Raw genomic sequence first — 25,732 nt, forward strand, 5'->3', positions numbered from 1 at the left:
GGCGTCAGACCACGCGTCACCGGCCGCCGACGCGGTCCTCGGCCAGCACCCGGGCCATGGTGCGCTCGGCCAGGGCGGTGATGGTGACGAACGGGTTGACGCCGATGGAGCCCGGAATGAGGGATCCGTCGGTCACATAGAGCCCGTCGTAGCCGGTCACCCGGCCGTACGCGTCGGTGGCGCGGCCCAGGACACAGCCGCCCAACGGGTGGTAGCAGAAATCGTCGGCGAAGGCCCGGGTGTCGCCGAAGAGGTCATAGCGGTAGATGGTGGCGTTGGCGGAGTTGACGCGGTCGAACAGCGCCTTGGCCGCGGCGACCGAGGGCGCGCTCTGGGCGCGGGTCCAGTTGAGCACGGTGGTGTCCTTGGCCGCGTCATAGGTGAAGGTGGCGCGCTCGGGGTTCCGGGTGATGGCGAGGTAGAGGCTGACCCAGGTCTCGAGGCCGGCGGGCAGCGGGGCGATCTCGGCGAAGACCGGGTTGGCGGTGTTGGACCAGTCGTCGATCGCCAGCACCGGGATGGTGGACTGGTGGGCGCCGGTCGGGTGCCACACATGGTTGGCGCGGCCGAGCATGACATTGCCGTTGCCGCCCCAGCCCCGGCCGACCTCCGCGCTCAGCTCGGGCAGGGCGCCGGTCTCGCGGGCGCGCAGCAGGAGTTCGGTGGTGCCGAGGCTGCCCGCGCCGAGGAAGAGCGAACCGCAGGTGATCTCGTCGGTGGAGACGACGGTGCCGGTGGTGTCGATGCGCTCCACGGTGAGGACATAGCTGCCGTCGGGTGCCCGGCGCAGGGACCTGACGCGGCTGAGGGTGTGCAGGGTGACCTGGCCGGTGCCGAGCGCGGCCGCGAGATAGGTCTTGTCGAGGCTGCGCTTGCCGAAGTTGTTGCCGTAGATGACCTCCTGGGCGAGCGCGGACTTGGTCGCCGTTCCGTCGGCCTCGCGCCGCATGTAGTCGAAGTCGTAGACGTTGGGCATGAGGACGGTCTTCAGGCCCGCCCTGGCGGCCTGGGCGCGGGCGACGCGGGCGTAGGTGTACCACTCCGTGGCCTCGAACCACGCGGAGGGAACGGTGGTGGCGCCGAGCATGCGGTTGGCCAGCGGGAAGTACGTGTCGTACATCGGGTCCGCTGCCACCTGCGGCAGCATCTGCTGGAAGTACGCGCGCGGCGGGGTGACCGCGATACCGCCGTTGACCAGCGAACCGCCGCCGACCCCGCGCCCCACGTAGACGGATATGCCGGGGAAGCGGACGCGGTCCAGGACGCCGGGGTAGGGGGTGATGTCCTTGTTGATGACATCCAGCCACAGAAAGGTGGACAGGGGCGCCTCGGTTCTGCTCTTGAACCACATGGAGCGCTGATCGGGAGCGGTCATCGAGCAGTGGACCCGGCCGTCGGAGCCCGGGGTGTCCCATAACCGCCCCATCTCCACGACGAGGGTTCTGATACCCGCCTCGCCGAGCCGGAGCGCGGCCACGGCCGCGCCGTAGCCCGAGCCGACGACGACGGCGGGGAAGTGTTCGGCGCTCTCGGCGGCGGTCGCCGGGGCGAGGCCGATGCGGGTGAGTCCGAGGGCCGCCGCGCTCTGCAGGGCGGCCAGACCGAGAAGGTGACGGCGTGTCAGATTGACTGTCATGGCGGCATGATGGGTGGAATCGCCGGAGGTCGCCATGGTGTGGCGCAAGGTCCTTTTCGTCGCCCTTTTCGGCATCGGAGGGCTTGTGCGAGTTATGGTTATTTATGAATTACTGTCACCTTCGCGCTCCTCCAGGGAAGGACACCGCTCGTGAAGATCACTCGTTGGACCACTGACAGATGATGGCCAAGGGGGCTTCTACCGAGGCGGGCCGGCCCTCTCCGGCGCCGTGGCAGGGCTCGACCCGGAGCGGTCGCAGGGCCACTCTCCGTATCCCCGGCGACCATGGATGACGAGGACCGGGCGCCATCCCGTACGCCATCCACGAGAACTCGATCACACCCCGGGCGTCCTGCGTGGCACGCGGCAGTAGTGTTCGCCGACAAGCGTGTGTTGTAGGTACCGGGCAGGTAGAAGGGATCGGGCATGTTCCGCAAGGTGCTGGTCGCCAATCGTGGAGAGATCGCCATTCGCGCCTTCCGCGCCGGCTATGAGCTGGGCGCGAGAACCGTAGCCGTGTTCCCGCATGAGGACCGCAACTCGCTGCATCGGCTCAAGGCCGATGAGGCGTATGAGATCGGTGCGCCGGGCCATCCGGTGCGGGCCTATCTCTCCGTCGAGGAGATCGTCCGCGCGGCGCGCAGTGCGGGCGCGGACGCCGTGTATCCCGGATATGGCTTTCTGTCCGAGAACCCCGATCTCGCACGTGCGTGCGAGGAGGCGGGGATCACGTTCGTGGGGCCCAGCGCGCAGATCCTGGAGCTCACCGGGAACAAGGCGCGCGCGGTGGCCGCCGCCCGCGCGGCCGGGGTGCCGGTGCTCGGCTCCTCCGAACCGTCGACCGATGTGGACGAGCTGGTCCGGGCCGCGGACGAGCTCGGCTTCCCGGTGTTCGTCAAGGCCGTCGCCGGTGGCGGCGGGCGCGGTATGCGCAGGGTCGAGAACCGGGAGACGCTGCGTGAGTCCATCGAGGCGGCGGCGCGAGAGGCCGAGTCCGCCTTCGGCGATGCCACGGTCTTCCTGGAGAAGGCGGTGGTGGAGCCCCGCCATATCGAGGTGCAGATCCTCGCCGACGGGCAGGGCGATGTCATCCATCTGTTCGAGCGCGACTGCTCGGTGCAGCGGCGCCACCAGAAGGTGATCGAACTGGCGCCGGCGCCCAACCTCGATCCGGAGCTGCGGGAGCGGATCTGCGAGGACGCGGTGAAGTTCGCCCGGCAGATCGGCTATCGCAACGCCGGCACGGTGGAGTTCCTGCTCGACCGCGAGGGCCGCCATGTGTTCATCGAGATGAATCCGCGGATCCAGGTCGAGCACACGGTGACCGAGGAGATCACCGATGTCGATCTGGTCCAGTCGCAGCTGCGGATCGCCGCCGGCCAGACGCTGGCCGACCTCGGCCTCGCCCAGGACACCGTGTATGTGCGAGGTGCGGCGCTGCAGTGCCGGATCACCACCGAGGACCCGGCCAACGGCTTCCGCCCGGACACCGGAATGATCAGCGCGTATCGCTCACCGGGCGGCTCGGGCATCCGGCTGGACGGTGGCACCACCCACTCCGGTGCGGAGATCAGCGCCCACTTCGACTCGATGCTGGTCAAGCTGACGTGCCGGGGGCGGGACTTCGCGACCGCGGTCGGCCGCGCCCGGCGTGCGGTGGCCGAGTTCCGCATCCGCGGCGTATCCACGAACATCCCCTTCCTCCAGGCGGTGCTGGACGATCCGGACTTCCGCGCCGGGCAGGTCACCACGTCGTTCATCGAGCAGCGGCCGCATCTGCTGACCGCGCGTCACTCCGCCGACCGCGGTACCAAGCTGCTCACCTATCTGGCCGATGTCACGGTGAACAAGCCGCACGGCGAGCGGCCCCATCTGATCAACGCCACCACCAAACTGCCCCCGGTGCCGGACGCCGAGCCGCCCGCCGGCTCCAAGCAGCGGCTCACCGAGCTGGGTCCGGAGGGTTTCGCGCGGTGGCTGCGCGAGTCGCCCACCATCGGTGTCACCGACACCACCTTCCGGGACGCGCATCAGTCGCTGCTGGCCACCCGGGTCCGCACCAGGGACCTGCTGGCCGTGGCCCCGGTGGTGGCGCGGAGCGTGCCGCAGCTGCTCTCGCTGGAGTGCTGGGGCGGGGCCACCTACGACGTGGCGCTGCGCTTCCTCGCCGAGGACCCGTGGGAGCGGCTGGCCAAGCTGCACGAGGCGGTGCCCAACATCTGTCTGCAGATGCTGCTGCGCGGCCGTAACACCGTGGGCTACACGCCGTATCCGACCGAGGTGACCACCGCCTTCGTGCAGGAGGCCACGGCCACCGGGATCGACATCTTCCGGATCTTCGACGCGCTGAACGACATCGGGCAGATGCGGCCCGCGATCGAGGCGGTACGGGAGACGGGGTCGGCAATCGCCGAGGTGGCGCTCTGCTACACCTCCGATCTGTCCGATCCCTCGGAGCGGCTCTACACCCTCGACTACTATCTGCGGCTCGCCGAGCAGATCGTGGACGCGGGCGCGCATGTGCTGGCCATCAAGGACATGGCGGGGCTGCTGCGCGCCCCGGCCGCGGCCACGCTGGTCTCCGCGCTGCGCAGGGAGTTCGACCTGCCGGTGCACATCCACACCCATGACACCGCCGGCGGTCAGCTCGCCACCTATCTCGCGGCGATCCAGGCCGGTGCGGACGCGGTGGACGGCGCGGTGGCCTCCATGGCGGGCACCACCTCCCAGCCGTCGCTGTCGGCGATCGTGGCCGCCACCGACCACTCCGACCGGCCGACCGGGCTCGACCTCGAGGCGATCGGCGCCTTGGAGCCGTACTGGGAGGCCGTGCGCAAGATCTACGCACCGTTCGAGGCCGGCCTCGCCTCGCCGACCGGGCGGGTGTACCACCATGAGATCCCCGGTGGCCAGCTGTCCAATCTGCGCACCCAGGCCATCGCGCTCGGCCTCGGTGACCGCTTCGAGGACATCGAGGCGATGTACACCGCCGCGGACCGGATGCTGGGCCATCTGGTGAAGGTCACCCCGTCGTCGAAGGTGGTCGGCGATCTCGCGCTGCACCTGGTGGGGGCGGGGGTGTCGCCGGAGGACTTCGAGGCGGATCCGGGCCGATACGACATCCCGGACTCGGTCATCGGGTTCCTCCGCGGCGAGCTGGGCAATCCGCCGGGCGGCTGGCCCGAGCCGTTCCGCAGCAAGGCGCTGGAGGGCCGCGCCGCCGCCAAGCCGACGGCCGCGGAGCTGTCCACGGAGGACCGGGAGCAGCTGGAGAAGGATCCGCGGGCGACGCTGAACCGGCTGCTGTTCCCCGGCCCGACCAAGGAGTTCGAGGCGCATCGGCAGGCCCACGGCGACACCAGCGTGCTGGACAGCAAGGACTTCTTCTACGGGCTGCGCCCGCGGCATGAGTACACGGTGGACCTCGAGCCCGGGGTCCGGCTGCTGATCGAGCTGGAGGCCATCGGCGACGCCGACGAGCGCGGTATGCGCACGGTGATGGCCTCGCTGAACGGGCAGTTGCGCCCGGTCCAGGTGCGGGACAATTCGGCGGCCTCCGACGTACCGGCCACCGAGAAGGCCGACCGGAGCAACCCCGGCCATGTGGCGGCGCCCTTCGCGGGTGTGGTGACGCTGGCGGTGGCCGAGGGCGACCAGGTGGAGGCCGGTGCCACCGTGGCGACGATCGAGGCGATGAAGATGGAGGCCACCATCGCGGCCCCGAAGAGCGGGACCGTGTCGCGCATCGCCATCAGCGCGATCCAGCAGGTGGAAGGCGGCGATCTGCTGGTCGCCCTCAGCTGAGCCGGCAGCGCCGACGAGCCGCCGCCACCGGTCCCCCGGCCCTCGGGTCAGGGGGCTCGGTGGCGGCGGCTTCGTATGCCCGCAGAAAGGTGTCCACCGCGGACCGGGCGACCGTGCGCGTCTCGGCGGCGGAGACCTTGCGGGTGCCCAGCCGGGACCGCACCTCCATGGGGCCGGTGAGCAGCGCGAGCAACTGCTCCGCGGCCCGCGCCGGATCGCCCGGCCGGTCCGCCGGCGCCTCACCGGGCCGGATGGCGGTACGTCCCTGCACGATCTCGATCAGATCGGGGAAGTCGGCCGCCTGGGCGTAGGTGAGCCGCCGCAGGGCCCGGGACCGCTCACCGCAGCACACCTGGAGCATCCGGTACGCCATGTCCTCCAGGGCGGCGCGCAGATCGTCCCCGGGCTCGCGCAACCGCTCGACGACCGCGAGGTTCTCCGCCATCACGGCGTCGGCCGCGGCCTCCATGGCGTGGCGGAACAGGGTTTCCTTGTCGGTGAGGTGGTTGTACACCGTGGGCTTGGCGACACCTGCCCCATTGGCGATGTCCTGGACACACGCCTGTCCGCCCCCAAGCCGCTCAACGTGTTGCGGTTCACCTTCAGGGACGGCACGACCGAGGAGGACAAGGCCAGGGTGCCGGCGGCGATGCGCCGCACGGGCGCACTGGAGTCGGTCGCGTTCTCCACAGCCGGTCAGGCGCTCGACGCGATCTCCGACCTCGGGGGCCCGTCCGGGGCCTCTTCCACCGGCTGACCCCCGGGTGGCCGCGCCGCCGCACGGCCCGGCAGCCTGGTGGCCGGCAGCGCACCGGCCGCGGCCACGGCCGCGAGAACCGTCAGCGCCGGCCCCATCGCCGAGAGGAAGACGTCGGCCGCCCGGCCCGGCCCGTCACCGGGCGGCCGTCCGGTGGCGGCGCCCGGCCCGGCCACGCTCATCAGCGTGGTCGCGGCCGCGACCCCCAGTGCGGGGCCGATGTTCATGGCGGTCTGCTGGAGCCCGCCCGCCACCCCGGCGGTATCCACGGACGCGTCGCGCACCACGACGGTGGTCGCGGTGACCATCACGGTGGCGAAACCCGCGCCCAGCACAAGAAAGCATCCGCCGATCGCCTCGGCGCCCGAGTCCCGGCCGAGACGGGACATCAGCAACACACCGGCCGCCACCAGAACCATCCCCGCGACCGTCGTCCGGCGGGGCCCCTGACGGCGCATCAGCAGCGCCGCCACCGGTGCGCCCAGCACCATCATCACCGCCAGCGGGAGCGCCCTCAGTCCGCTGGCGAGCGGATCCAGCGCGAGCACGTCCTGCAGATAGTAGGTGCCGAGGAAAAGCGCCCCGGACAGCGCGGCCGACGCGGACACCAGCACGCCGAGCGCCGGGCCGGCGGTGGCCGACCGCAGCAGACCCGGCGGCACCAGCGGATGTTCCGTACGGCGCTCATGCCATACGAAGACGCCTCCGGCCGCCACGGCGGCCGTCGGCCCGAGCGCGGTCGCCGCCGTCCAGCCGGTTCCGGGGACGCCGACGAGCGTGTGCACCAGCCCGGCCAGCGCCATCGCGAGCAGAGCGGCACCGGGCAGATCGAGCCGCGGCCGGGCGGTCCCACGGGGCGCCATCGGGGCCCGGACGGCGAGTGCCGTCAGGCCCATGGCCAGGGCGGGCGCGACATTGAGGAAGAACACCGCCCGCCACCCCAGATGGGTGGTCAGCGCCCCGCCGACCAGCGGACCTGCCGCGGCCGCCAGCCCGATGGCGCCGGTGCGCACCGCGAGGGGCCTGCCGAGCCGGTCGGGTGGATACGCGGCGCGCAGCATCCCGAGGGTGGCGGGTTGCAGCAGCGCCCCGAAGACCCCCTGGGCGACCCGCAGCCCGATCACCCAGCCGATGCCGCCCGCGAGCCCGATGCCCGCCGAGGCGGCGCCGAAGCCCAGCATGCCGATGGCGAAGACACGCCGATGGCCGTAGCGGTCACCGAGGCGGCCCGCGAACACCAGCAGACTCGCCACGGCGATCAGATATCCGGTACTGGTCCACTGGACCTGGGCGAACGTGGCATGCAGATCCCGCTGCAGATGGGGCTGGGCGACGGTCAGCACGGTGCCGTCGAGGGCGACGATCACGGCCCCGGTGACGCTGCCGGCCAGGGTGAGGCGTCGTACGCGCGGGGTACTCATCGGGCCTCCGGGCCGAGGTGCGCGTCGAGCGCGGCACGCAGCAGTGGCTCGACGTCATCCACTCCCACCGCGAGCTGAAGGCTGCCCCAGCCCCACAGTTGGGCGATGCCGTGCAGATTCGCCCACAGCGCGGCCGCGACGATCCGTGGCTCCGCACCGGATTCCGGCCGCACTCCGGCCACCAGGTCGACGAGGGTGGCGAAGAGCGGCAGGCTCGTCTCCCGCAGGCCGAGCTGGTTGCTCTCCAGGAGATCGTGGCGGAACATCAGCTCGAACATGCCGCGGTTGGTCAGCGCGAAGTCGAGACAGCTCCGCGCCAGAGCCGTCAACTGCCCCCGTGGGTCGCCCTCATGAGCGGCGATCGCCGCACCGGCCTGGTTGGCCAGGCTCTCGAAGCCGCGTCGCGCGATGGCGGACAGCAGGGCCAGATGCGTCGGGAAGTAGCGCCGGGGCGCCCCGTGGGACACCCCGGCCCGACGGGCGATCTCCCGCAGCGAAAGGGCCTGCGCCCCCTCCGCCTCCACCAGCCCCACTCCGACGTCCACCAATCGGGACCGGAGACCCGAGTCCTGCTCACGCTCAGCCATAGACACTGTCTACCAGAGGGGAGTAGACAGTGTCTACGCGTCAGAATCCCGTGGACACCTTCACGCTCCGGCGGACCCGCGGCGACGGTGGGCGGCGCCGATGAGGGCATGAGGTGATCCGGATCGGGAACCCGGGAGGGCATGCAGACGCTGAACCGATGGGAACGGGCGATAGAGCGCTGGGAGGAATCGCTGCTGGCCAAGGTGGTCCGCAGCGAGCCCGTCGAACTCCTCGGCGCGCTCAAACGTGAATGCGACAGCCACGCCGTGGTGTGCGGACCGACCCGGGTGGTGGTGCCCAACGTCTATGACGTCGAGCTGGCCGACGAGGTCCATGAGGAGCTCACCCGGCGTGGCTGTCAGGTGGGACAGGAGCTGACGGACCAGCTGGTGCGTCATGCGGAGGACAAGGGCTATGAGTGGGCCGGCCCGCTCACCGTGCATGTGTCCCGGTCCGGCCGGGTGCCCAATGGCAGGTACCGGGTGGCGGGCCGGCCCATGGCCCATATCCGCGCGGACACGTTCGCCGACGCGCCGGCCTAGGGCGTCAGCGGGGCAGTCCGCCCGGGTCGGTGGCCCAGGTGGTGTCGGGCCGGTCGGCCAGGTCGAAGGAGAGCGAACCGCCCTGGCGCAGGAACGAGCCGTCGAGCCATGAGGTGGCGTGCGGCCTGCCGTTCACCCGGACCGCGTGCACATAGAGGTGGCTGTCGGAGGCGTCCGGGGCGCCGATGGTCAGGGCGCGCCGCTGCCCTGCCGGGGCGATCACCGCGCGGGGGAAGAGCGGTCCGGTGAGCAGGGCCTCGGCACGCCCCGGGGCCTGGGGATAGATGCCGAGCGCCGCGAACACGTACCACGCGGACATGGTGCCCAGGTCGTCGTTGCCGGGCAGCCCCTTCGGCCCGGTTCCGTACACGGTGGCGACGATTTGGCGCACGGTCTCCTGGGTCTTCCAGGGCTGCCCGAGCGCGTTGTAGAGCCAGGGGGCGTGGATACCCGGTTCGTTGGTGGGGTCGTAACGGAGCGGATCGCCGCCGCGGACCGACCAGGAGCCGTCGGGCTTATGGAAGAAGCCGTCCAGCCGGGCCGCCGCGCGCTCGCGTCCGCCCATGGCCTCGGCGAGGCCCTGGACGTCCTGCGGCACCATCCAGGTGTAGGTGGCCGCGCTGCCCTGGGCGAACCCCCGGTCGGACGCCGGGTCGAAGGGGGTCACCCAGGAGCCGTCCCGGTTTCTGGCCTGGATGTAGCCCGCCGTGCCAGTGGCCTCGGGGTTGAACACATGGCGCCAGTAGCCGCCGCGCGCGCCGAGTGCATCGGCCTCCTTGTCGCGGCCGAGCAGCCGGGCCCAGCGGGCGAGCGCGTCGTCGGCGACGGAGTCCTCCAGGGTCTCCGCGGCGCCGCCCCAGCAGTGGCAGGCGTCCTGCGCCGCGTACCCCGAGTCCAGGTACTGGGCGAGGTTCGGGCGCTGGCCCTCGCACTGGCCCGGGCAGCCCTTGTCGGAGAGCCCGTCGGGGTGCGGGACGGTGGCCTGGCGGTAGAGGGAGTCGAAGGCGCCCTCGGCGTCGAAGTTCCGTACCCCCATGGCGTAGAAGGTGGCGAGCGTGGCGGCGGAGGGGTCGCCCGTCATCACATGGGTGGCGCCGCTGATGTGCACCCAGCGGTCCCACACCCCGCCGTTCTGCCGGGCGAAGTTGAACAGCGACTGGGCGAAGTCCCCGGCGACCCGGGGCTGGAGCAGGGCGAGCAGCTGCACCTGGGCGCGGTACTGGTCCCAGCCGGAGAAGTTGCTGTACTGCGCCGTCTGCCCGCGCTCGACGCGGTGCGGGGTGCCGTCCATGCCCGGGTAGCGGCCGTCGGTGTCGCTGATCAGGTTGGGCTGCTGCAGCGCGTGGTAGAGGGCGGTGTAGAAGGCGGTGCGGCGCGGCTCGCTGCCGCCGCTGATCCGGATGGCGCGCAGCCGGCGGTCCCAGGCGGCCCGTCCGGCCGCCGCCACATCGGCGACGCTCGCCCGGGGCGCTATCTCGGCGCGGAGGTTGGCCTCTGCACCCGCGAGGGAGACGTACGAGATGCCGAGCCGCATCCGGACATCGTTGTCCCGCGTGGTGTCGAAGCCGACGTATCCGCCGGAGCCACGCCCGGCCCGGTCGGCGCCGGTGAGATAGCCCTCGCCGCCGTCGGCGGTGGTGGCGCCGGGTGAGAGCCGGTCGTTCTCCCAGGTGCCCACGGTGGAGAAGGCGCGGTCGAACGAGGCGCTGAAGTAGAGGCGGTAGTACGTCGTGCGGTTGTTCTCACCGCCGTTGGCACGCCGCCCGCAGAACGCACCGGTCAGCACCCAGCCGGTGACCTTGCGCCGCTGGGCGTCGATCTCGATATGGGCGTTCTCGCTGCCGTTGAGGGAGTTGGAGGTGCGGAACAGCAGACGGGCCGGGGCGTCCTGGGGGAAGGAGAAGTCGGCGACACCGGCCCGCTCGCTCACCGCGAGATCGGCGGCGGCGCCCGAGTCGAGCCCCACCCGGTAGCGACCGGGCTCGGCCTTCTCCTGGTCGTGCGAGAAGCCGGCGGCGTACTTCTGGTCCTTGGTGTCGGCGGTGGGCGAGCTGTCGACCTCGCCCACGAACGGCATGATCGGCACATCGCCCGCGGCTCCGGGGTGGCAGCCAGCGCCGTTGACATGGGTGAGGCTGAAGCCCCGGACCCGGGTGGTGTCGTAGGAATAGCCGTTGGCCGCCGCGGTGTTGGTCTGGTCGCCCGTGGTGCTGGTCGGGGACCAGGCGATCATGCCGAACGGCAGATTGGCGCCGGGGTAGGTGTTGCCACCGCCCGCCGAGCCGATCAGCGGGTCCACGTAGTCGACGGGGTGACGTACCTCGTCGGCCCGTGGCGCCGCGCTCGCCGCGGGGGCCTCGACGAGCGGGGCGAGCAGTGCGCCGATCGCCACCGCCACTCCCCCGCCCGCCAGCGCCGATCGGCGCCCGAGTCTCTTTCGCCGTGCTGTGTGCGTCTCCATCGGGGATCACGCCCTTCCGTGTGTGGGTGTGAATCTAGGGGCGTACGGTGACGGTGGGGTGAACCGGAGGGCGGCGAGGGGCGGGTGGCATCGGGACCGGTCCCCGGGATCCGGGTCCACGGTTCCCGCCATGCGGATCACCTGGAGACTCGTCCTCGACTTCCTCGCCGTCTCGGTCCTCGCCCTCCTGGCCGCCCTGGCGCGCCCGTCGTGGCCCCTGGAGCGAGGTACGGACGGCGGATCCGGCGCCGCCGCGCCGAGGATGTCGCCCGCCACCGAGAAGGGGGCCGCGCCCTGCACCCGGCGCGCCGCCACCCCGCGGGAGGCGGCGCGCCGGGCGAGGCCGGGTGACACCGTCTGCTTCGACGGCGATCTGTCCCGCCGGCGGCTGGTCGTCACCAAGGGCGGAAGCCGGAAGCACCCGATCACCTACGCCGGGGGCGGGGACGCCGTGGACGGCATCACCATCGAGGCCGACGATGTGATCGTCGAAGGGTTCCGGTCCGTCCGCCCGGAGGCGCCCGGGATCGAGCTGACCGGCCACCGCGTCACCGTGCGGAACAACACCGTGACCGGCCCGAGCGGCGGGGACGGCGACGGTATCCGGTTCTTCGGCGACGACCTGACGATCGCGCACAACACCGTCCGCGGCACCGACAACAGCCACGGCCGGCCCGCCGACTGCATGCAGACCTTCGCCAGCGACACCCCGCCCAGCCATCGGGTCCGCGTCGAGAACAACCGCTGCGAGAAGGCGGACAACATATGCCTGATGGCCGAGGGCCCGAACGACGGCGAGGGCGACGGCCGGGGCACCAGCGCCGACTTCGGCCCTCCAGCGGCTGGTGACGTCCTCGCCCGGGAGCGCCTGGGGAGCGGCGCCGTGACGCATGAGTCCGGAGGTGGCTGTGAGATAGGCCATACGCGGCCGAAGTAACGGCTCGAAGACGTATAAACAACTGCTGCGCCATTGAGCACAGACCCTTCGCGGTCCGTATTCGCCGATGCAAGCACGGGCAGCCACTGCTCCGCACAACGACCGGCGTCCCCGCCAGGAGGCTCTATGCGATCCCGGTACTTCGTGACAGGTACCTCCCTCCTCATAGGTTCCGTGGTGGTCACGCTCGGCGTGATCATGTCGCCTGCCCTGACGGGTGTGCAGCAGGAGAACCAGACGAACCTGGCGAAGACGAACTCGACGCAGTACGGACCGCTCACCGGGGCCGACAAGGAGTTCGTGGTCAAGGTCCGGCTCGCCGGACTGTGGGAGTACCCCGTCGGTGAGCTGGCCCTCAAGAAGGGCACCACGGCGGCGGTGAAGACAGCCGGTGAACATCTCATCGTGGGGCATGCGCAACTGGACGACGCCTCACGGGACATCGCGCCCAAACTCGGCATCACCCTGCCCAACAAGCCCACGCCGCAGCAGCAGGGCTTCCTGGACACCCTCACGGCCGCCACGGGCAAGGACTTCGACAGCCAGATGGCCCAGATCCTGCGCATCACCCACGGCCAGATCTTCAGCTCCATCGCCAAGATCCGGGCGACCAGCAAGAACACCCTGGTGCGTCAGCTCGCCACCCAGGCCAACAACACGGTGCTGGACCACATCACGCAGATGGAGAACACCGGGATGGTCGACTACGAGCGGCTTCCGGCCCAGATCACCGAAACTCCGACCCAGGGCCCGGACTTCACCAAGCCGGTGATGCCCAAGCCCGGGGAGCCGATGGTGGTCCTGAAGAAGCCGGCCTCGCTCGAGGGCAAGGGCGAACCGCCCACACCCTCCCCGCCCGCCCCGGTCGACGACGCCCCGGGCTCCTCGGCCTCCCCGACCACTCCGGGCGCCGCCGTCTCCCCCTCCGCACCCGCCGTTCGGTAACACACCGTCAGGACACCGCAGACAAGCCGGGCGAAACGCGGGCGGTTTCCGCCACATCGGTACCGTCAAATCTCGCCACTCTGTGCGGCACAGGGGTGCGAAACGACTCGGGGAGAGCCTCGTGGGCACCCCTGTCGGGCACCGCGCCGCGTTCCGGCTCCCCGCGTATGCGTACTCGACCATCGCACCACCGTCTACTGACCCATCCACCACGCCTGCAATGTGACGGTGGAATATGCGCCCGCCCACCTGTGGCCCGGTGGGCCCCGAAGCGCTATGAATCCATACAGAGGATCGGCGACCTTGCCCGACATGGCACCGACAGGGGCTGCCGAGGCGTACGGGGCCCATGGGACGGCGGACCCTACTACACACCCCCCACCATTTCCGAGCATTACCGGATTTAGCCCCCAACTGCTGAACCCTGCGTAACCTCTCCGTCACTGGTGAAGCGCCCCAGTGGGCGCCCGCCACGGGCGACGCAGGGAAGGGGAGGCCGCATGCCCGGAATCGACGAGTGCCTGCTGGAAGCGATGACCGTGAACGGCGCGCGCGGAGCCGCCGTGATCGAGTGGACCAGCGGACTCGCACTCGGCATGGTCGGCGAGGTCCGCGACGAGGACCCCGAGGCCACGGCTGCGGAGACGGCGGAGCTGGCCCGGATGGCCGCCGAGCAGCGGGCGTTCGCCGCGCTGGGCCCCGGCCGCACGAAAAGCGACGCCGAGAGCGGCGCGGACGGGGACGATACGGGCGGGGAGCCCGCCGTCGAGGACATCATCGTCACCACCCGCACCTGCTACCACCTGCTGCGCTTCGTCGACACGGCCTTCGACAACGGCGTCTTCTTCTACCTCTGGCTCGACCGCCGGGAGGGGAATCTGGCGCTCGCCCGGATGCGGCTGCGCGATATGTGCGGGCGTCTGGCGCTGATATGAGCATGCCCCGCAGGGCCGGTGGGCGAGCCGGCCACACGCCCAGCCTCACCGGGCTCGCCGCCGAGCGGGCCAGCGGCGCCCTGCTGTGCGACGCGGGCACCGTCTATCTCCGGGACGGCCAGGTGGTGCACGCCGAAAGCCCCGTGGCCCCCGGGATCGAGGTGCTGCTCACCATCGGTGGGCGGCTGACCGCCGACAGCTGGCGGGAGGCGGTGGGCCGGACGGGCCCGGACGGCGGGGTCGGGCGGTTCCTCGTCGACAGCGGCCGGCTGTCGGACGCGGAGCTGGAGATCTGCCATCTGGGCGCGCTGTTCGACGCGGCGTACTTCGCCCTCGGGCACGGCAGCGGCCCCCGCGGCTTCCAGCGGGGCGCGGCCCACTGGCTCGGACCGGTGCGCGCGGTGGGCGCGGCCGCCGTCGAGCGCGAGACCCGGCGCCGCGGCGAACTGCTGGACTCCCTGTGGCCGTATCCGCAAGTGGACACCGAGCCGGTGGTGCTCCGCCGCCCCGATGGCCGCGCCCCGGCCGTGACCTCCCGTCAGCGCGCGGTGCTGGCGCTGGCCGACGGGGTGCGCACCCCCGCCCGTATCGCGCGGGAGCTGGGCCGTCCCGCCTTCCACACGCTGATCGACATACGGCGGCTGGCGGCGGCGGGGCATGTCGCCACACCACGGACCGCCCGTCCCGGACCTCCGGGCCGCCCCGATCTGTCCGCCCGGTCCGGCGCCTGCGCGCCGCCCGCCCCGGACCGCGGTCCCGCCGCGGCCGCCTTCACCGACCCCGATATCGACCTGCTGCGCCGGCTCCGCGACGCCTTGGAGGCAACACTGTGATTCCCCCGACCGACCCGCCCGCCCCGTGCGCGGCGTCATGAGACGCAGCCTGCGGCAGCGCACGGAGCGGAAGTGGCTGCTGGCCGCCGAGCCCGACGTACTGGAGGAGCTGCACCGGCTGCGGGCCCGGGTGACCCATGTGACCGGCGCCCTCGCCGCCACCAGCGACGGCGTGGTGCTGGCGCATGACACGGCCGTCGAGGCCGAAGGCGTGGCGGCGCTGACCGCCGCGGCTCTCGGGGTGGCGCAGTCGCTGGCGGGCGCCACCGGGCGGGGCACCTTCCGTGAGCTGCTGGTCCGCGGCGAGAACGGCTATGTGGCCACCTATGCCGCGGGTTCCACGGCCGTACTGACCGTGCTGGCCGGTGACCGCACCAACGTCGGCCGTCTCCATATGGAGGCCCGCCGCTCGGGCGCCCGGCTCGCCGATCTGGTGGGCCTCGCCCTCAGCAGGGCCGAGCAGCCGCAGCCCTGACCACCACGACCTTCCCCCGCACGGCGCGTAACCCGCGCCGGCACCCGACCGGACATCAATGACATCGAAAGGAACAGCCACGATCATGGCGAACACTCAGACCGCGCTCAAAGAGGCGATGACGTCCATCGAGGGCGCCCTCGGCGCCGCGCTGGTCGACTACTCCAGCGGGATGGCCCTCGGCACCGTGGGCGGCGGAAAAGAACTCGACCTGACGCTGGCGGCCGCGGGCAACACCGATGTGGTGCGCGCCAAGGTGCGGACCATGGAACAGCTCGGTCTGCAGGACTCCATCGAGGACATCCTCATCACCCTCGGCAGCCAGTACCACCTGATCCGGCTGCTGAAGGGCCGGGACAGCCAGGGCCTCTTCCTCTATCTGGCGCTGGACAAGAACCGGGCCAATCTGGCGATGGCACGGCACCAGCTGCGCAGGATCGAGGCGGAGCTGGAGATCTGAGGTCCGGGCCGTACGGCCCCCGGTACGGGCGCGGCGGGGCCGCTCGACGAGCGGCCCCGCCGTCTGACCGCCCCGGTCGGCGTGCGCGGGGCCACCGAACTCAACGCACCAGGCAGGGACGCTTGTTGTCGAAGGTCCAGCCCGGAATGAGAGAGCGCATGCCGACCGCGTCGTCCCGCGCCCCCAGCGCCTTCTCCTGGTAGAGGGCGTGGGCGGCGAGGAGCCGGTCGCGGTCGAGCCGGATCCCGAGCCCGGGGGCATCCGGGATGGCGATCTCACCACCGGTGATCCGTGGCGGCTCGACGGTGAGCCGCTCCAGTCCCTCCTGCCAGATCCAGTGGGTGTCCAGGGCGTTGTACTCGCCCGGGGCGGCGGCTCCGCAGTGGGCCACCATCGCCAGGGAGATGTCGAAGTGGTTGTTGGAGTGGCATCCCCAGGTCAGGCCCATCTCATGGCAGAGCTGGGCCACCCGTACCGACCCCTGCATGGTCCAGAAGTGGGGGTCGGCCAGCGGAATGGAGACGGACTGCAGCGCCAGTGCGTGGGTCATCTGCCGCCAGTCCGTGGCGATCATGTTGGTGGCGGTGGGCAGTCCGGTGGCGCGCCGGAACTCCGCCAGGATCTCCCGGCCCGAGTAGCCGTCCTCGGCCCCGCAGGGGTCCTCGGCGTAGGCGAGCGTGCCGAGCAGCGGCCGGCACAGCTCGATCGCCTCGCGCAGCGACCAGGCGCCGTTGGGGTCGAGGGTGATGCGGGCGTCGGGGAACCGCTCCTTGAGCGCCCGTACCGCCTTGACCTCCTCGTTTCCCTCCAGGACGCCGCCCTTGAGCTTGAAGTCCTTGAAGCCGTAGAGGTCGTAGGTGGCCTCGGCCTGGCGGACGATCGCCTCGGGGGTCAGCGCCTCCTCGTGGCGGATGCGGTACCACTCCGCCTCGGCGCCGGGTTCGCGGACGTACTCCAGGTCGGTCCGGTCGGGGTCGCCGACGTAGAACAGATAACCCAGGACTCGTACCGCGTCCCGCTGCTGTCCGTCGCCCAGGAGCGCGGCCACGGGCACCTCCAGATGCTGGCCCAACAGGTCCAGCAGGGCCGACTCGACGGCAGTGACGGCGTGCACGGTGGTGCGCAGATCGAAGGTCTGGGTGCCCCGGCCCCCCGCGTCGCGGTCGCCGAACCGCCGTCCGATCTCGCCCAGCACCCGCTTGTAGTCGCCCACCCGCGCCCCGACGACGAGGGATTCGGCGTCGCGCAGCGTCTGGGTGATCTTCTCACCGCCGGGGACCTCGCCCAACCCGGTACGGCCCTCGGAGTCCTCGAGAACGACCACGTTGCGGGTGAAGTAGGGGCCGTGGGCGCCGGAGAGGTTCAACTCCATGCTGTCCCGGCCGGCGACCGGATAGACGGCGAACGAGGTGACGGTCGGCTGGCTCATCGTGGCGTCCTTGGGTCGGTGTCGGAGGGATCGCACAGGGAGGGTTCAGATGTCGCACAGGGAGGGTTCAGACAATGGCCTCGATGGCCAGCACGCCGCCGAGACCGAGGACCGCGAGCACGGTGGTGTAGGTGGTGCGCGCCTTGATGGCGTCGATGACGGAGAGGTTGAAGTACTCCTTGAACATCCAGAAGCCGGGGTCGTTCACATGGCTGAAGGCGATCGATCCGCAGGAGACGGCGAGGACCATCAACTCGGGGTGGACTCCGCTGTTCTCCAGGAGCGGCTGCACCACACCGGCGGCGGTGACCACGGCGACCGTAGCCGATCCGAGCGCCACCCGCAGGACGACGGCGATGAGCCAGGCGAGGATGATCGGCGAGATGGACCAGTCGTCCGTGAGGTCCTTGATGTAGTCGGAGATCCCGCCCTCGACCAGGACCTCCTTGAAGGCGCCGCCGGCCCCGATGACCAGCAGGATCATCGCCATCGCCTGGGCCGCCGAGTTGCAGGAGGCGCTGACCTCGGCCAGGCTCCGGCCGATCCGGGGGCCAAACGCCCACACCGCCAGCAGCAGGGTCAGCAGCAGGGCGATCGGCGCGGAGCCGATGAAGGTGATGATGTGCAGGGCGGCGCTGTCGCCGGACACGGCCATGTCGGTCACCGCGGCACCGGCGATCAGCACCACCGGGACCAGGGCCACCGACAGCGACCAGCCGAGACCCGGCATCTCCTCCTCGGTGAAGGTGCGCTCGCTGACCAGCCCCTTGGGGATCTCGGGGTCCATCCGCCGGACGAACGGAAGCCTCGGCCACACCAGGGCGATCAGCGCACCGGCCGGAACGGCGATGAACAGCCCGTAGAACAGGGTCAGGCCGACGGAGGCGTGGAAGGTCGAGGCCACCGCTGTGGGCCCGGGGTGCGGCGGCAGAAAGCTGTGCATGGTCGACAGGGAGATCGACATCGGAAGCCCGACCCACAGCAGGTTCTTCCGGGTGACCCGGACGATGGTGAACGCCACCGGCACGATGATGACGAAGGCGACCTCGTAGAACATGGTCACGCCGATGAGCATGGCGGTGACCACCATCGCCACCTGGACCCAGCGCAGTCCGAAGGTGTCGATGAGGGTGTTGGCTATCCGCTGGGCCGCGCCGCAGTCGCCCATGACCCGGCCGACCATGGCGCCGAGACCGACGACGAGCATGGTGTCGCCGATCTGGCCCCCGACGCCCTCTCCGAGGACATCGGGGATCTTCTCCACCTCGACCCCCTGCACCAGCGCGACGCCGACGGCCACGAGGAGGAGGGCGATGAAGCCGTTCAGCTTCAGCTTGGTCATGAGGAACAGCAGGATCACCACGCTGATTCCGACGACGACGAGAGGCATGTCTTCAGTTCCCCTTTGAACTGCGGCCGGTGAGCTGGAGGCTCGAGCGGATCGCCACACGGGCCAAGGAGTCCACGTACATGCACTCCGTCTATATATGAAGATGGAGGCTAGAGGGGTGAACACCGCTGGTCAATGGGCGTGCCCGTGGATTCGCGATCGGCGCCGGTGCGAACCGGACTCACTGGGCGCCGAATTCGGCCTTGGCACCCGTCCAGGCGCGGGCCTGCTCGCTGAGGGTGATGCCGAGGCCGGGCCGTGCGGACACCCGCATCCGGCCGTCGCTGATCTGCAGCCGCTCGTTGAACAGCGGCTCCAGCCAGTCGAAATGCTCCACCCATGGCTCATGCGGGTAGGCGGCCGCGAGATGGAGGTGGATCTCCATCGCGAAGTGCGGGGCGAGTTGCAGATGGTGCTGCTCGGCGAGAGTGGCCAGCTTGAGGAACTGGGTGATGCCACCGATGCGCGGTGCGTCGGGCTGAATGATGTCCGCCGCGTTGTGGCGTATCAGTTCCCAGTGTTCGGCGACACTGGCCAGCATCTCCCCGGTGGCCACGGGGGTGTCCAGCGAGGCGGCGAGGGCCGCGTGGCCCGGTGCGTCGTAGGCGTCCAGCGGCTCCTCGATCCAGACCAGGCCGAACTCCTCGAAGGCGCGCCCCATGCGCTGTGCGGTGGGCCGGTCCCACTGCTGATTGGCGTCGACCATCAAGGGCACGTCGTCGCCCAGGTGCTCCCGTACGGCGGTCAGCCGGCGCAGGTCCTCCTTGCCGTCCGGCTGCCCCACCTTGATCTTGATACCGCCGATTCCGCTGGCCAGGGAGGCCGTCGCATTCTCCAGAACCTGCTCGGTCGGCGTGTGCAGAAAGCCGCCCGAGGTGTTGTAGCAGCGGACGGTGTCGCGGTGTGCGCCCAGCAGCTTGGCCAGCGGCAGCCCGGCCCGCTTGGCCTTGAGGTCCCACAGGGCGATGTCGAAGGCCGCCACCGCCTGGGTGGACAGCCCGCTGCGGCCCACGGAGGCACCCGCCCACACCAGCTTGGTCCAGATCTTGCCGATGTCGCTGGGGTCCTCGCCGAGGAGGGTGGGCGCGATCTCCTGGGCGTGGGCGAACTGGCCGGGCCCTCCCGCGCGCTTGGAGTAGCTGAAGCCGATGCCCTGGTGTCCCTCCTCGGTGGCGAGTTCGACGAAGAGGAAGGCCACCTCCGTCATCGGCCTCTGGCGCCCGGTGAGCACCTTGGCGTCGCTGATGGGCGTGGCGAGGGGAAGGACGACCGAGGACACTCGGATCCAGGAGACCCGGTCGAGGGTTGCCTCACCTGCCTGCTGCGCGGTGTGCGTTGCCGTATGCGATGTGGTCACCACGTGTTGTCCCTGTGTGTGGGCCCGTATGCGGGCGGTGGATATCGCCGGATCCGCCCCGGGGCGGCCGGCGAACTCCTTTGCAAGCTAAGGTCGCCAGACGATCTACGTCTAACTTAAAATTGGCATGCGTTGATACCGGGAGAGCATCGTTGTTCACGCTCATGCAACTCATCAGCTTTGTGACGGTCGCCGAGGAGCTGCATTTCACCCGGGCCGCGGAGCGGCTGAAGATGACTCAGCCGCCGCTGAGCCGCCAGATCCAGCTGCTGGAGACCGAGTTACGGGTCCAGCTGCTGGAGCGCACCAACCGCTCGGTGCGGCTCACCCCCGCGGGACGTGCCTTCCTCACCGAGGCCCGCCGTATTCTTCGCCACTCCGAGCACGCCGTCCTCGCCGCGCGGCAGGTGGCGACTGGTGAGGCGGAGTCCATCGCCATCGGCTTCACGGCGGCAGCGCCCACTCCGTACTCGGCACCCTGCTGGAGATCGCCCACGCGGTCATGCCGGGTGCGGAGATCACCCTGCGCGAGATGGTCACCCGGGACCAGCTGGAGGCCGTCACCGAGCAGAGCCTGGACCTGGGCCTGGGCCTGGTACGGCCCTCGGTCACCGGACCGGATCTGCGCTCCCGGCCCGCGGCCCGGGAGCGGCTGCTCGCCGCCCTGCCGACCGGACATCCGCTGGCGGCGGGCGAAGGGCCGCTGAGGGTGGCCGACTTCGACGGGCAGGACCTGCTGATGTACTCGCCCATCGAGGCGCGCTGCTTCAACGAGCTGCTCATCAGCATCTTCCGCGCCGCCCACGCCACCCCGGTCTTCTCCCAGTATCTGAGCCAGGTCCACACCATCCCGGCCCTGGTGAACGGCGGCTGGGGCGTGGCCCTGGTCCCGGAGACCGCCGCCCGGCCGCGCTACCCGAACATCGTCTTCAGAGCGGTGGAGCTGACCACTCCGGAGCCGGTAGAACTCAACCTCGTGTGGCGTAAGAACAACGACAACCCGGCCCTGCACGCACTGCTCCGCCACGCGGCCGCCCTTCTCCCCGACCGAGGAGCCTGACCGCCGTGACCCTCAGAACCTCCGGTGGCCTGCTGCGGCGCCACCGTGACTTCCGGCTGCTGTGGTGCGGTGAGACCGCCGGAAAGTACGGTGCGGCCGTCACCGGAGTGGCGATGCCACTGATCGCGGTCACCACCTTGCACGCGGACACCTTCGAGGTCGGTCTGCTGACCGCCGCGAGCTGGGCCCCTTGGCTGGTCATCGGCCTTCCGGTGGGGGCCTGGGTGGACCGGTGGCGCCGAAGGCCGGTCATGCTGGCCGCGGCCGCGGTTTCGCTGGTGCTGTTCGCGGCTGTCCCGGTGGCCGCCTGGTGCGGCCTGCTGAGCATCGGACTGCTGCTGACCGTCGCCCTGTTGACGGGTACGGCCGCGGTGTTCTTCCAGACCGCCTACAGCGCGTATCTCGCCCGTCTCCTGGTCCCCGAGGACCAGCCCGAGGGCAACGCCAAACTGCACGGCAGCGCGTCCGCGGCGCAGATCGCCGGCCAGGGCTCCGCCGGTCTGATCGCCCAGGTGGCGGGCGCGGTCAACGGGATGTTCGTCAACGCCGCGACCTTTCTGGTCTCCCTTGCCTGCCTGACCGGCATCGGCTTCCGCGAACCGCGCGTCCCGCGGGCCGAGCGTCCGCCCCGGGCGCTGGGCCGCGAGGTGGCCGAGGGGCTGCGGCTGATCGCCCGCGACCGGTGGCTGCGCACCCTGACGCTCTTCGCGGCCGCGTCCAACCTGGCGCTGATGGGATACCAGTCGATCCGGGTGGTCTTCCTGGTCCGGACCGTCGGTCTGTCCCCCGGGCTGGTCGGTGGGCTCATCGCGGCCGCCGGCCTCGGCGGCGTCGCCGGGGCGTTCTGCGCACGCCGTGTGGCCGCCCGGGTCGGCGACGCGCGGGCGACGCTCCTGTTCGAGCTGGGGCTGGCCGTGGGCGCGCTGCTCATGCCGATGACCGCGCAGGGACCGCGGGTCGTGCTGTTCGTGGCCGGCGGTTTCTGCGTCACCGCCGGGGTGGTGGCCGGCAATGTGATCAAGGCGGGCTTCCAGCAGCGCTATTGCCCGCCGGAGCTGCTCGGCCGGCTCACCGCGTCATCGGCGTTCATCAGCTACGGAATGCTGCCCCTCGGAGCGCTGCTCGGCGGTGCGCTCGGCACCGCGCTGGGGCTCCGGGCCGCCATGTGGATCACCTCGGCGGGCATGCCGCTCGCCGGGCTGGTCCTGCTCTTCTCCCCCATCCGGCGCTCCCGGGACCTTCCGGCGTCCGCGCCGGCCCAGCCACGTGCACCGGCCACGTCATGAAGCCCGGCCACCCATGAAAAGGAGCTCTTCCCATGACCACTGCCCCGGCCTCTCCTCGCGCACGACGCGTCGCCCGGGGCCTCGGCGGCCCGTGACGACCTCGCGGACGCCCACGACGCCTCGGCGTTCGCCTCACCGGTCCCGCGGGCCGGGGCCCTGACCGCCGAGCAGTGGGCGCGGGCCGTCTTCGAGGGCGCTCCGGCTCCCCTGCGGCGGTTTCTGGTGCTGGGCCGGACGCTGGGGCTCGGTCTCCGGCCGGGCCCCAGGACCTCGCCGCGCCATGTCCTGGGATGGGCCGTCTCGGACGCGGCGGACCACTCGCTGACCCTGACCGCGGGCTCCCCGCCGGTGGCCGCGCACAACGTCGTGACCGTCGAGGACGCGAGGTTCCGGTGGGCGACCTTCGTACGGTTCGACCGGCCCGTCGGTCACCCGCTGTGGGCCCGGCCGCGCCGGTCCACCACCGGACGGTTCCCCGGCTCCTCCGGCGCGCGGCGCGCGATGCCGCGTCGGCCGGGGAAACCACCCGCGGTGACGGCCGGTTGTCGTAGCCCCCGGTCGCGTCGCCCGGCCCGGCGGCCCGAGCTACGCTCAAAAGGGAGGGACTCGGTTCGCCTTCGAAGGGAACGTTTCCGTGTCCGTCACATCACGCGCGTCGACTCCGGCGCCGCTGCCCAGACATCGCGACTGCCCCTTCGACCCGCCCGGTGCCTACGAGGCGCTGCGCGAGGAGGGCGGCGCCGGCCGACTGGCCTTTCCGGACGGCAAGGTGGGCTGGCTGCTCACCCGGCACAAGGACGTGGCGCAGTTGCTGGAGGACGACCGGTTCAGTTCGGACCGCCGCCGGACCTCCTCGCCGGTGCACGCGTTTGCGGTCCGCCCGGACGATCGCCGCATGCTGGGGTCGTTCATCAGCATGGACCCACCCGAGCACACCCGCTACCGGCGGCTGCTGAGCAAGTGGTTCACCGCCCGGGGGATGCGGCGGCTGCAGCCCCGGATCGAGGAGATCGTCGACGGCCAGCTGGCCGCGATGGAGCGCGCCGGCCCACCGGCCGACCTCGTGACGGCCTTCGCCCAGCCGATCCCGTCGCTGGTGATCTGCGAGCTGCTGGGGGTGCCGTACGAGGACCGGGCCGACTTCCAGCGGTGGGCCACCGTTCTGCTCCGGATCGGCCAGGGCGAGGACGAGGTCTACGCGGCCCGGGACGCGCTGTGGGAGTACATGCGGGAGCTGATCGGCACCAAGCGGCGCCGGCCGGACGAAGCGCTGCTCTCCCGTCTGGTCAACGGCGAGCACGGCGCGCCCGGCGGCTCCGGCACCGCCACGACGGCCGGGCTGACCGACGAGGAGCTGACCGGTGTGGGGCTGCTGCTGCTCATCGCGGGCCATGAGACGACGGCGAACATGCTGGCCCTGGGCACCTACGCCCTGCTGCGCCACCCCGAGCAGTCGCGGCTGGTGCGGGAGCGGCCCGAGGTGATCGACCACGCGGTCGAGGAGCTGCTGCGGTATCTGACCATCGTCCAGTTCGGGACGGTACGGGTGGCCCGGGAGGATCTCGAGATCGCCGGGGCGCGGGTGCGGGCCGGTGAGACGGTCGTCGGGGCGCTCGCCTCGGCCAACCGGGACCCCTCGCGGTTCTCCGACCCCGACACCCTGGACGTCACCCGCGAGGCGGCCGGTCAGATCGCCTTCGGCCACGGCATTCACCAGTGCCTGGGGCAGCATCTGGCGCGGATGGAGATGCGGACGGGCTTTCCCGCCCTGCTGCGGCGCTTTCCCACGCTGCGCCTGGCGGTGCCGCCGGACGAGGTGCCCCTGCGCCACGACATGCTGATCTACGGCGTCCATCGGCTCCCGGTCACCTGGGACCGAGCCGTCGGTTAGGCGACCGGCAGGTCCGCCCACCAGGTGATGCCCTCATGGCAGGAGTGGCTGCCGTGGCGCGTGGACAGCGCGGTGACGATCCCGAGCCCGCGGCCGTGCTCATCGGGCTCGATGTCCTCGTCCGCCCGCTGACCGGCGGGCACCGGGCCGCCGTCGGTGACCTCGATGCGCAGGCCGGCGGAGCCCTCGCACTCGGTCCAGCTCAGCCGCAGCACGGCCGGGGGCAGGGCGTGCAGGATCGCGTTGGTGACCAGTTCCGAGATCACCATGAGCGCCTCGTCGAGGCAGTCGGCCGACAGCTCCCATTCGGTCAGCAGCGTGTGCGCCCGCCGCCGCACGGTGGCGACGGCCTCGTAGATGTGCGGGACCGGGAGGACATGGCCGTCCCCCTCGTCCGCCGGGGGCCGTTCCGGGACCTCGCCGCGTGTCGCCACCGGCGCCAGCAGGGAGTCCGGATCCGGCGTCTGGGAGCCGATGAGACGGGCGCCGGTGAAATCGACGGTCTCCGCGGCCTGCCCGGTGGCGCCGGGCTTCGGGTAGCTCAGTTGTTCCGCCACGTCTCCTCCTCTCCGAGCCGGGTGGGTTGTCTGTGCCGGGCACCCTTCGGGTCACCTTTTGGCATCCTGGTCTTCTTGTCCCGATACGGACGCTATGGCCCCTACCGGCCGGGGTCAACGAATCCGAGTCGGCATTACCGAACGTTTGGCGTTTTCGCCGACAGGCCGTGCCACTGGCCGAAGAGCTACGATCGCGTCATGGCCGGCCCGGTGCAGTCCATCGAGCGGGCGGCGGCGATTCTGCGGCTGCTCGCCCAGGGCTCCGGTCGGCTCAGTCTGGGCGAGGTGGCCGCCTCGCTCGGCCTCGCGAAAGGCACCGCGCACGGCATTCTGCGCACTCTGCAGAGCGTCGACTTCGTCGAGCAGGACAAGGCGACGGGGAAGTACCAGCTCGGCGCGGCGCTGCTGCACCTGGGGACCAGCTATCTCGACATCAACGAGCTGCGGTCCCGCTCCATCAACTGGGCCGACGCCCTGGCCGCCCGCAGCGGTGAGGCGGTCCGTCTCGGAGTGCCCCTGGAGGGCAAGGTCCTCATCGTCCACCACGTCTTCCGGCCCGATGACACCTTCCAGACCCTGGACGTGGGCTCGCTGCTCCCCCTGCACGCCAGCGCGCTGGGCAAGATCCTGCTGGCGTACGGGGCGACCCCTCTGGAGCCGCTCATGGAAACCGAACCGGAGAACTACACCCGTCATACGCTCGTCTCTCCCCAGCAGCTCAGCCGGGCGTTGGGCGAGATCCGCGAGAACGGGTGGGCGGTCGCGACCGAGGAGATGATGGTGGGCGAGGCCGATATCGCCGCGCCGATCCGCGGGCAGGGCGGCCTGGTGGTGGGCGCCGTCGGCGTCTCCGGCGCCGTGGACCGCCTCTGCGACAGCAAGGGCCGCCCTCATCCCTCACTCGTCGGGCTGACGCGCGACGCCGCCCGGGCGATCTCCCGCGATCTCGGCGCGGCCCGCTGGTGACG

Annotated in this window: 20 protein-coding genes and 1 pseudogene; 12 read left to right on the forward strand and 9 right to left on the reverse strand. The window is 71.1% G+C overall.

The features are described 5' to 3' along the window. Nucleotides 1-16 precede the first annotated feature (16 nt). Nucleotides 17-1,636 (reverse strand): GMC oxidoreductase, encoded by a 1,620-nt coding sequence (locus AS97_RS03155; protein WP_210564292.1) that lies wholly within the window; start codon nucleotides 1,634-1,636, stop codon nucleotides 17-19. 426 nt (nucleotides 1,637-2,062) lie between these two features. Between AS97_RS03155 and AS97_RS03160 the strand changes: the two genes are divergently transcribed. After that, nucleotides 2,063-5,440 (forward strand): pyruvate carboxylase, encoded by a 3,378-nt coding sequence (locus AS97_RS03160; protein WP_210564293.1) that lies wholly within the window; start codon nucleotides 2,063-2,065, stop codon nucleotides 5,438-5,440. On the opposite strand, the gene AS97_RS03165 is transcribed toward AS97_RS03160, so the two are convergent. The 3 genes from AS97_RS03165 to AS97_RS03175 form a co-directional block, all read right to left on the reverse strand. Beyond that, on the reverse strand, nucleotides 5,433-5,954 hold the full coding sequence (locus AS97_RS03165) for a TetR/AcrR family transcriptional regulator C-terminal domain-containing protein (protein ID WP_349017580.1): 522 nt from the start codon (nucleotides 5,952-5,954) through the stop codon (nucleotides 5,433-5,435). The two genes, AS97_RS03160 and AS97_RS03165, sit on opposite strands and share 8 nt — an antisense overlap. A gap of 182 nt (nucleotides 5,955-6,136) precedes the next feature. Continuing rightward, nucleotides 6,137-7,618 carry an MFS transporter gene (locus AS97_RS03170; protein WP_210564294.1) on the reverse strand — a complete coding sequence of 494 codons (1,482 nt, stop codon included), beginning with the start codon at nucleotides 7,616-7,618 and terminating at the stop codon, nucleotides 6,137-6,139. Further along, nucleotides 7,615-8,205 (reverse strand): TetR/AcrR family transcriptional regulator, encoded by a 591-nt coding sequence (locus AS97_RS03175; protein ID WP_059148328.1) that lies wholly within the window; start codon nucleotides 8,203-8,205, stop codon nucleotides 7,615-7,617. The genes AS97_RS03170 and AS97_RS03175 overlap by 4 nt, the downstream gene beginning before the upstream one ends. A gap of 141 nt (nucleotides 8,206-8,346) precedes the next feature. On the opposite strand from AS97_RS03175, the gene AS97_RS03180 reads away from it, so the two are divergent. Then, nucleotides 8,347-8,748 carry a DUF3662 domain-containing protein gene (locus tag AS97_RS03180; protein WP_210564295.1) on the forward strand — a complete coding sequence of 134 codons (402 nt, stop codon included), beginning with the start codon at nucleotides 8,347-8,349 and terminating at the stop codon, nucleotides 8,746-8,748. Nucleotides 8,749-8,752: 4 nt separating this feature from the next. Here the strand turns inward: AS97_RS03180 and AS97_RS03185 are convergent, their stop codons facing one another. After that, on the reverse strand, nucleotides 8,753-11,140 hold the full coding sequence (locus AS97_RS03185) for a GH92 family glycosyl hydrolase (protein ID WP_247204212.1): 2,388 nt from the start codon (nucleotides 11,138-11,140) through the stop codon (nucleotides 8,753-8,755). Nucleotides 11,141-11,339: 199 nt separating this feature from the next. Between AS97_RS03185 and AS97_RS03190 the strand changes: the two genes are divergently transcribed. From AS97_RS03190 to AS97_RS03215, 6 genes are all read left to right on the forward strand, one after another. Beyond that, the gene (locus tag AS97_RS03190) at nucleotides 11,340-12,146 is read left to right on the forward strand and encodes a hypothetical protein (RefSeq protein WP_210564297.1); all 807 of its coding nucleotides are present in this window, start codon (nucleotides 11,340-11,342) and stop codon (nucleotides 12,144-12,146) included. 126 nt (nucleotides 12,147-12,272) lie between these two features. Next, nucleotides 12,273-13,091 (forward strand): DUF4142 domain-containing protein, encoded by an 819-nt coding sequence (locus AS97_RS03195; protein ID WP_059148330.1) that lies wholly within the window; start codon nucleotides 12,273-12,275, stop codon nucleotides 13,089-13,091. A 500-nt stretch (nucleotides 13,092-13,591) separates the two neighbouring features. Next, nucleotides 13,592-14,026: a hypothetical protein gene (locus tag AS97_RS03200; protein WP_059148331.1), complete on the forward strand. Its 435-nt coding sequence runs from the start codon at nucleotides 13,592-13,594 to the stop codon at nucleotides 14,024-14,026. Beyond that, a complete protein-coding gene (locus AS97_RS03205; protein WP_059148332.1) occupies nucleotides 14,023-14,859 on the forward strand; it encodes a hypothetical protein in 837 nt (278 codons plus the stop codon). The genes AS97_RS03200 and AS97_RS03205 overlap by 4 nt, the downstream gene beginning before the upstream one ends. 37 nt (nucleotides 14,860-14,896) lie before the next feature. Next, nucleotides 14,897-15,334 (forward strand): roadblock/LC7 domain-containing protein, encoded by a 438-nt coding sequence (locus tag AS97_RS03210; protein ID WP_210564298.1) that lies wholly within the window; start codon nucleotides 14,897-14,899, stop codon nucleotides 15,332-15,334. An 85-nt stretch (nucleotides 15,335-15,419) separates the two neighbouring features. Then, entirely contained in the window at nucleotides 15,420-15,794 is a 375-nt protein-coding gene (locus AS97_RS03215) for a hypothetical protein (RefSeq protein WP_059148333.1), read from the forward strand. A gap of 100 nt (nucleotides 15,795-15,894) precedes the next feature. Here AS97_RS03215 and AS97_RS03220 read toward each other — a convergent pair whose 3' ends face one another. The 3 genes from AS97_RS03220 to AS97_RS03230 all read right to left on the reverse strand — a co-directional run bounded on the left by AS97_RS03220 (nucleotide 15,895) and on the right by AS97_RS03230 (nucleotide 19,973). Then, on the reverse strand, nucleotides 15,895-17,223 hold the full coding sequence (locus AS97_RS03220) for an enolase C-terminal domain-like protein (RefSeq protein ID WP_210564299.1): 1,329 nt from the start codon (nucleotides 17,221-17,223) through the stop codon (nucleotides 15,895-15,897). 67 nt (nucleotides 17,224-17,290) lie between these two features. Further along, nucleotides 17,291-18,613: a gluconate:H+ symporter gene (locus tag AS97_RS03225; RefSeq protein WP_086708226.1), complete on the reverse strand. Its 1,323-nt coding sequence runs from the start codon at nucleotides 18,611-18,613 to the stop codon at nucleotides 17,291-17,293. Between the two features lie 181 nt (nucleotides 18,614-18,794). Then, entirely contained in the window at nucleotides 18,795-19,973 is a 1,179-nt protein-coding gene (locus AS97_RS03230; RefSeq protein WP_059148336.1) for a mandelate racemase/muconate lactonizing enzyme family protein, read from the reverse strand. 149 nt (nucleotides 19,974-20,122) lie between these two features. On the opposite strand from AS97_RS03230, the pseudogene AS97_RS03235 reads away from it, so the two are divergent. The 3 genes and pseudogenes from AS97_RS03235 to AS97_RS03245 all read left to right on the forward strand — a co-directional run bounded on the left by AS97_RS03235 (nucleotide 20,123) and on the right by AS97_RS03245 (nucleotide 24,207). After that, a pseudogene (locus tag AS97_RS03235) lies at nucleotides 20,123-21,030 on the forward strand (LysR substrate-binding domain-containing protein). Between the two features lie 5 nt (nucleotides 21,031-21,035). Then, nucleotides 21,036-22,316, forward strand: a complete 1,281-nt coding sequence (locus AS97_RS03240; protein ID WP_210564300.1) for an MFS transporter — start codon at nucleotides 21,036-21,038, stop codon at nucleotides 22,314-22,316. A 634-nt stretch (nucleotides 22,317-22,950) separates the two neighbouring features. Next, nucleotides 22,951-24,207, forward strand: coding sequence for a cytochrome P450 (locus AS97_RS03245; protein WP_210564301.1), 1,257 nt, complete (start codon nucleotides 22,951-22,953; stop codon nucleotides 24,205-24,207). Here the strand turns inward: AS97_RS03245 and AS97_RS03250 are convergent. Beyond that, a complete protein-coding gene (locus tag AS97_RS03250) occupies nucleotides 24,204-24,764 on the reverse strand; it encodes an ATP-binding protein (protein ID WP_236669801.1) in 561 nt (186 codons plus the stop codon). The two genes, AS97_RS03245 and AS97_RS03250, sit on opposite strands and share 4 nt — an antisense overlap. A 198-nt stretch (nucleotides 24,765-24,962) precedes the next feature. Between AS97_RS03250 and AS97_RS03255 the strand changes: the two genes are divergently transcribed. Continuing rightward, complete coding sequence (locus tag AS97_RS03255; RefSeq protein ID WP_059148339.1) at nucleotides 24,963-25,730, forward strand: IclR family transcriptional regulator; 768 nt, start codon at nucleotides 24,963-24,965, stop codon at nucleotides 25,728-25,730. The last annotated feature ends 2 nt before the right edge of the window (nucleotides 25,731-25,732 follow it).

The sequence above is a fragment of the Streptomyces sp. AgN23 genome (assembly GCF_001598115.1).
In the GTDB taxonomy this organism is placed as follows: domain Bacteria; phylum Actinomycetota; class Actinomycetes; order Streptomycetales; family Streptomycetaceae; genus Streptomyces; species Streptomyces antimycoticus.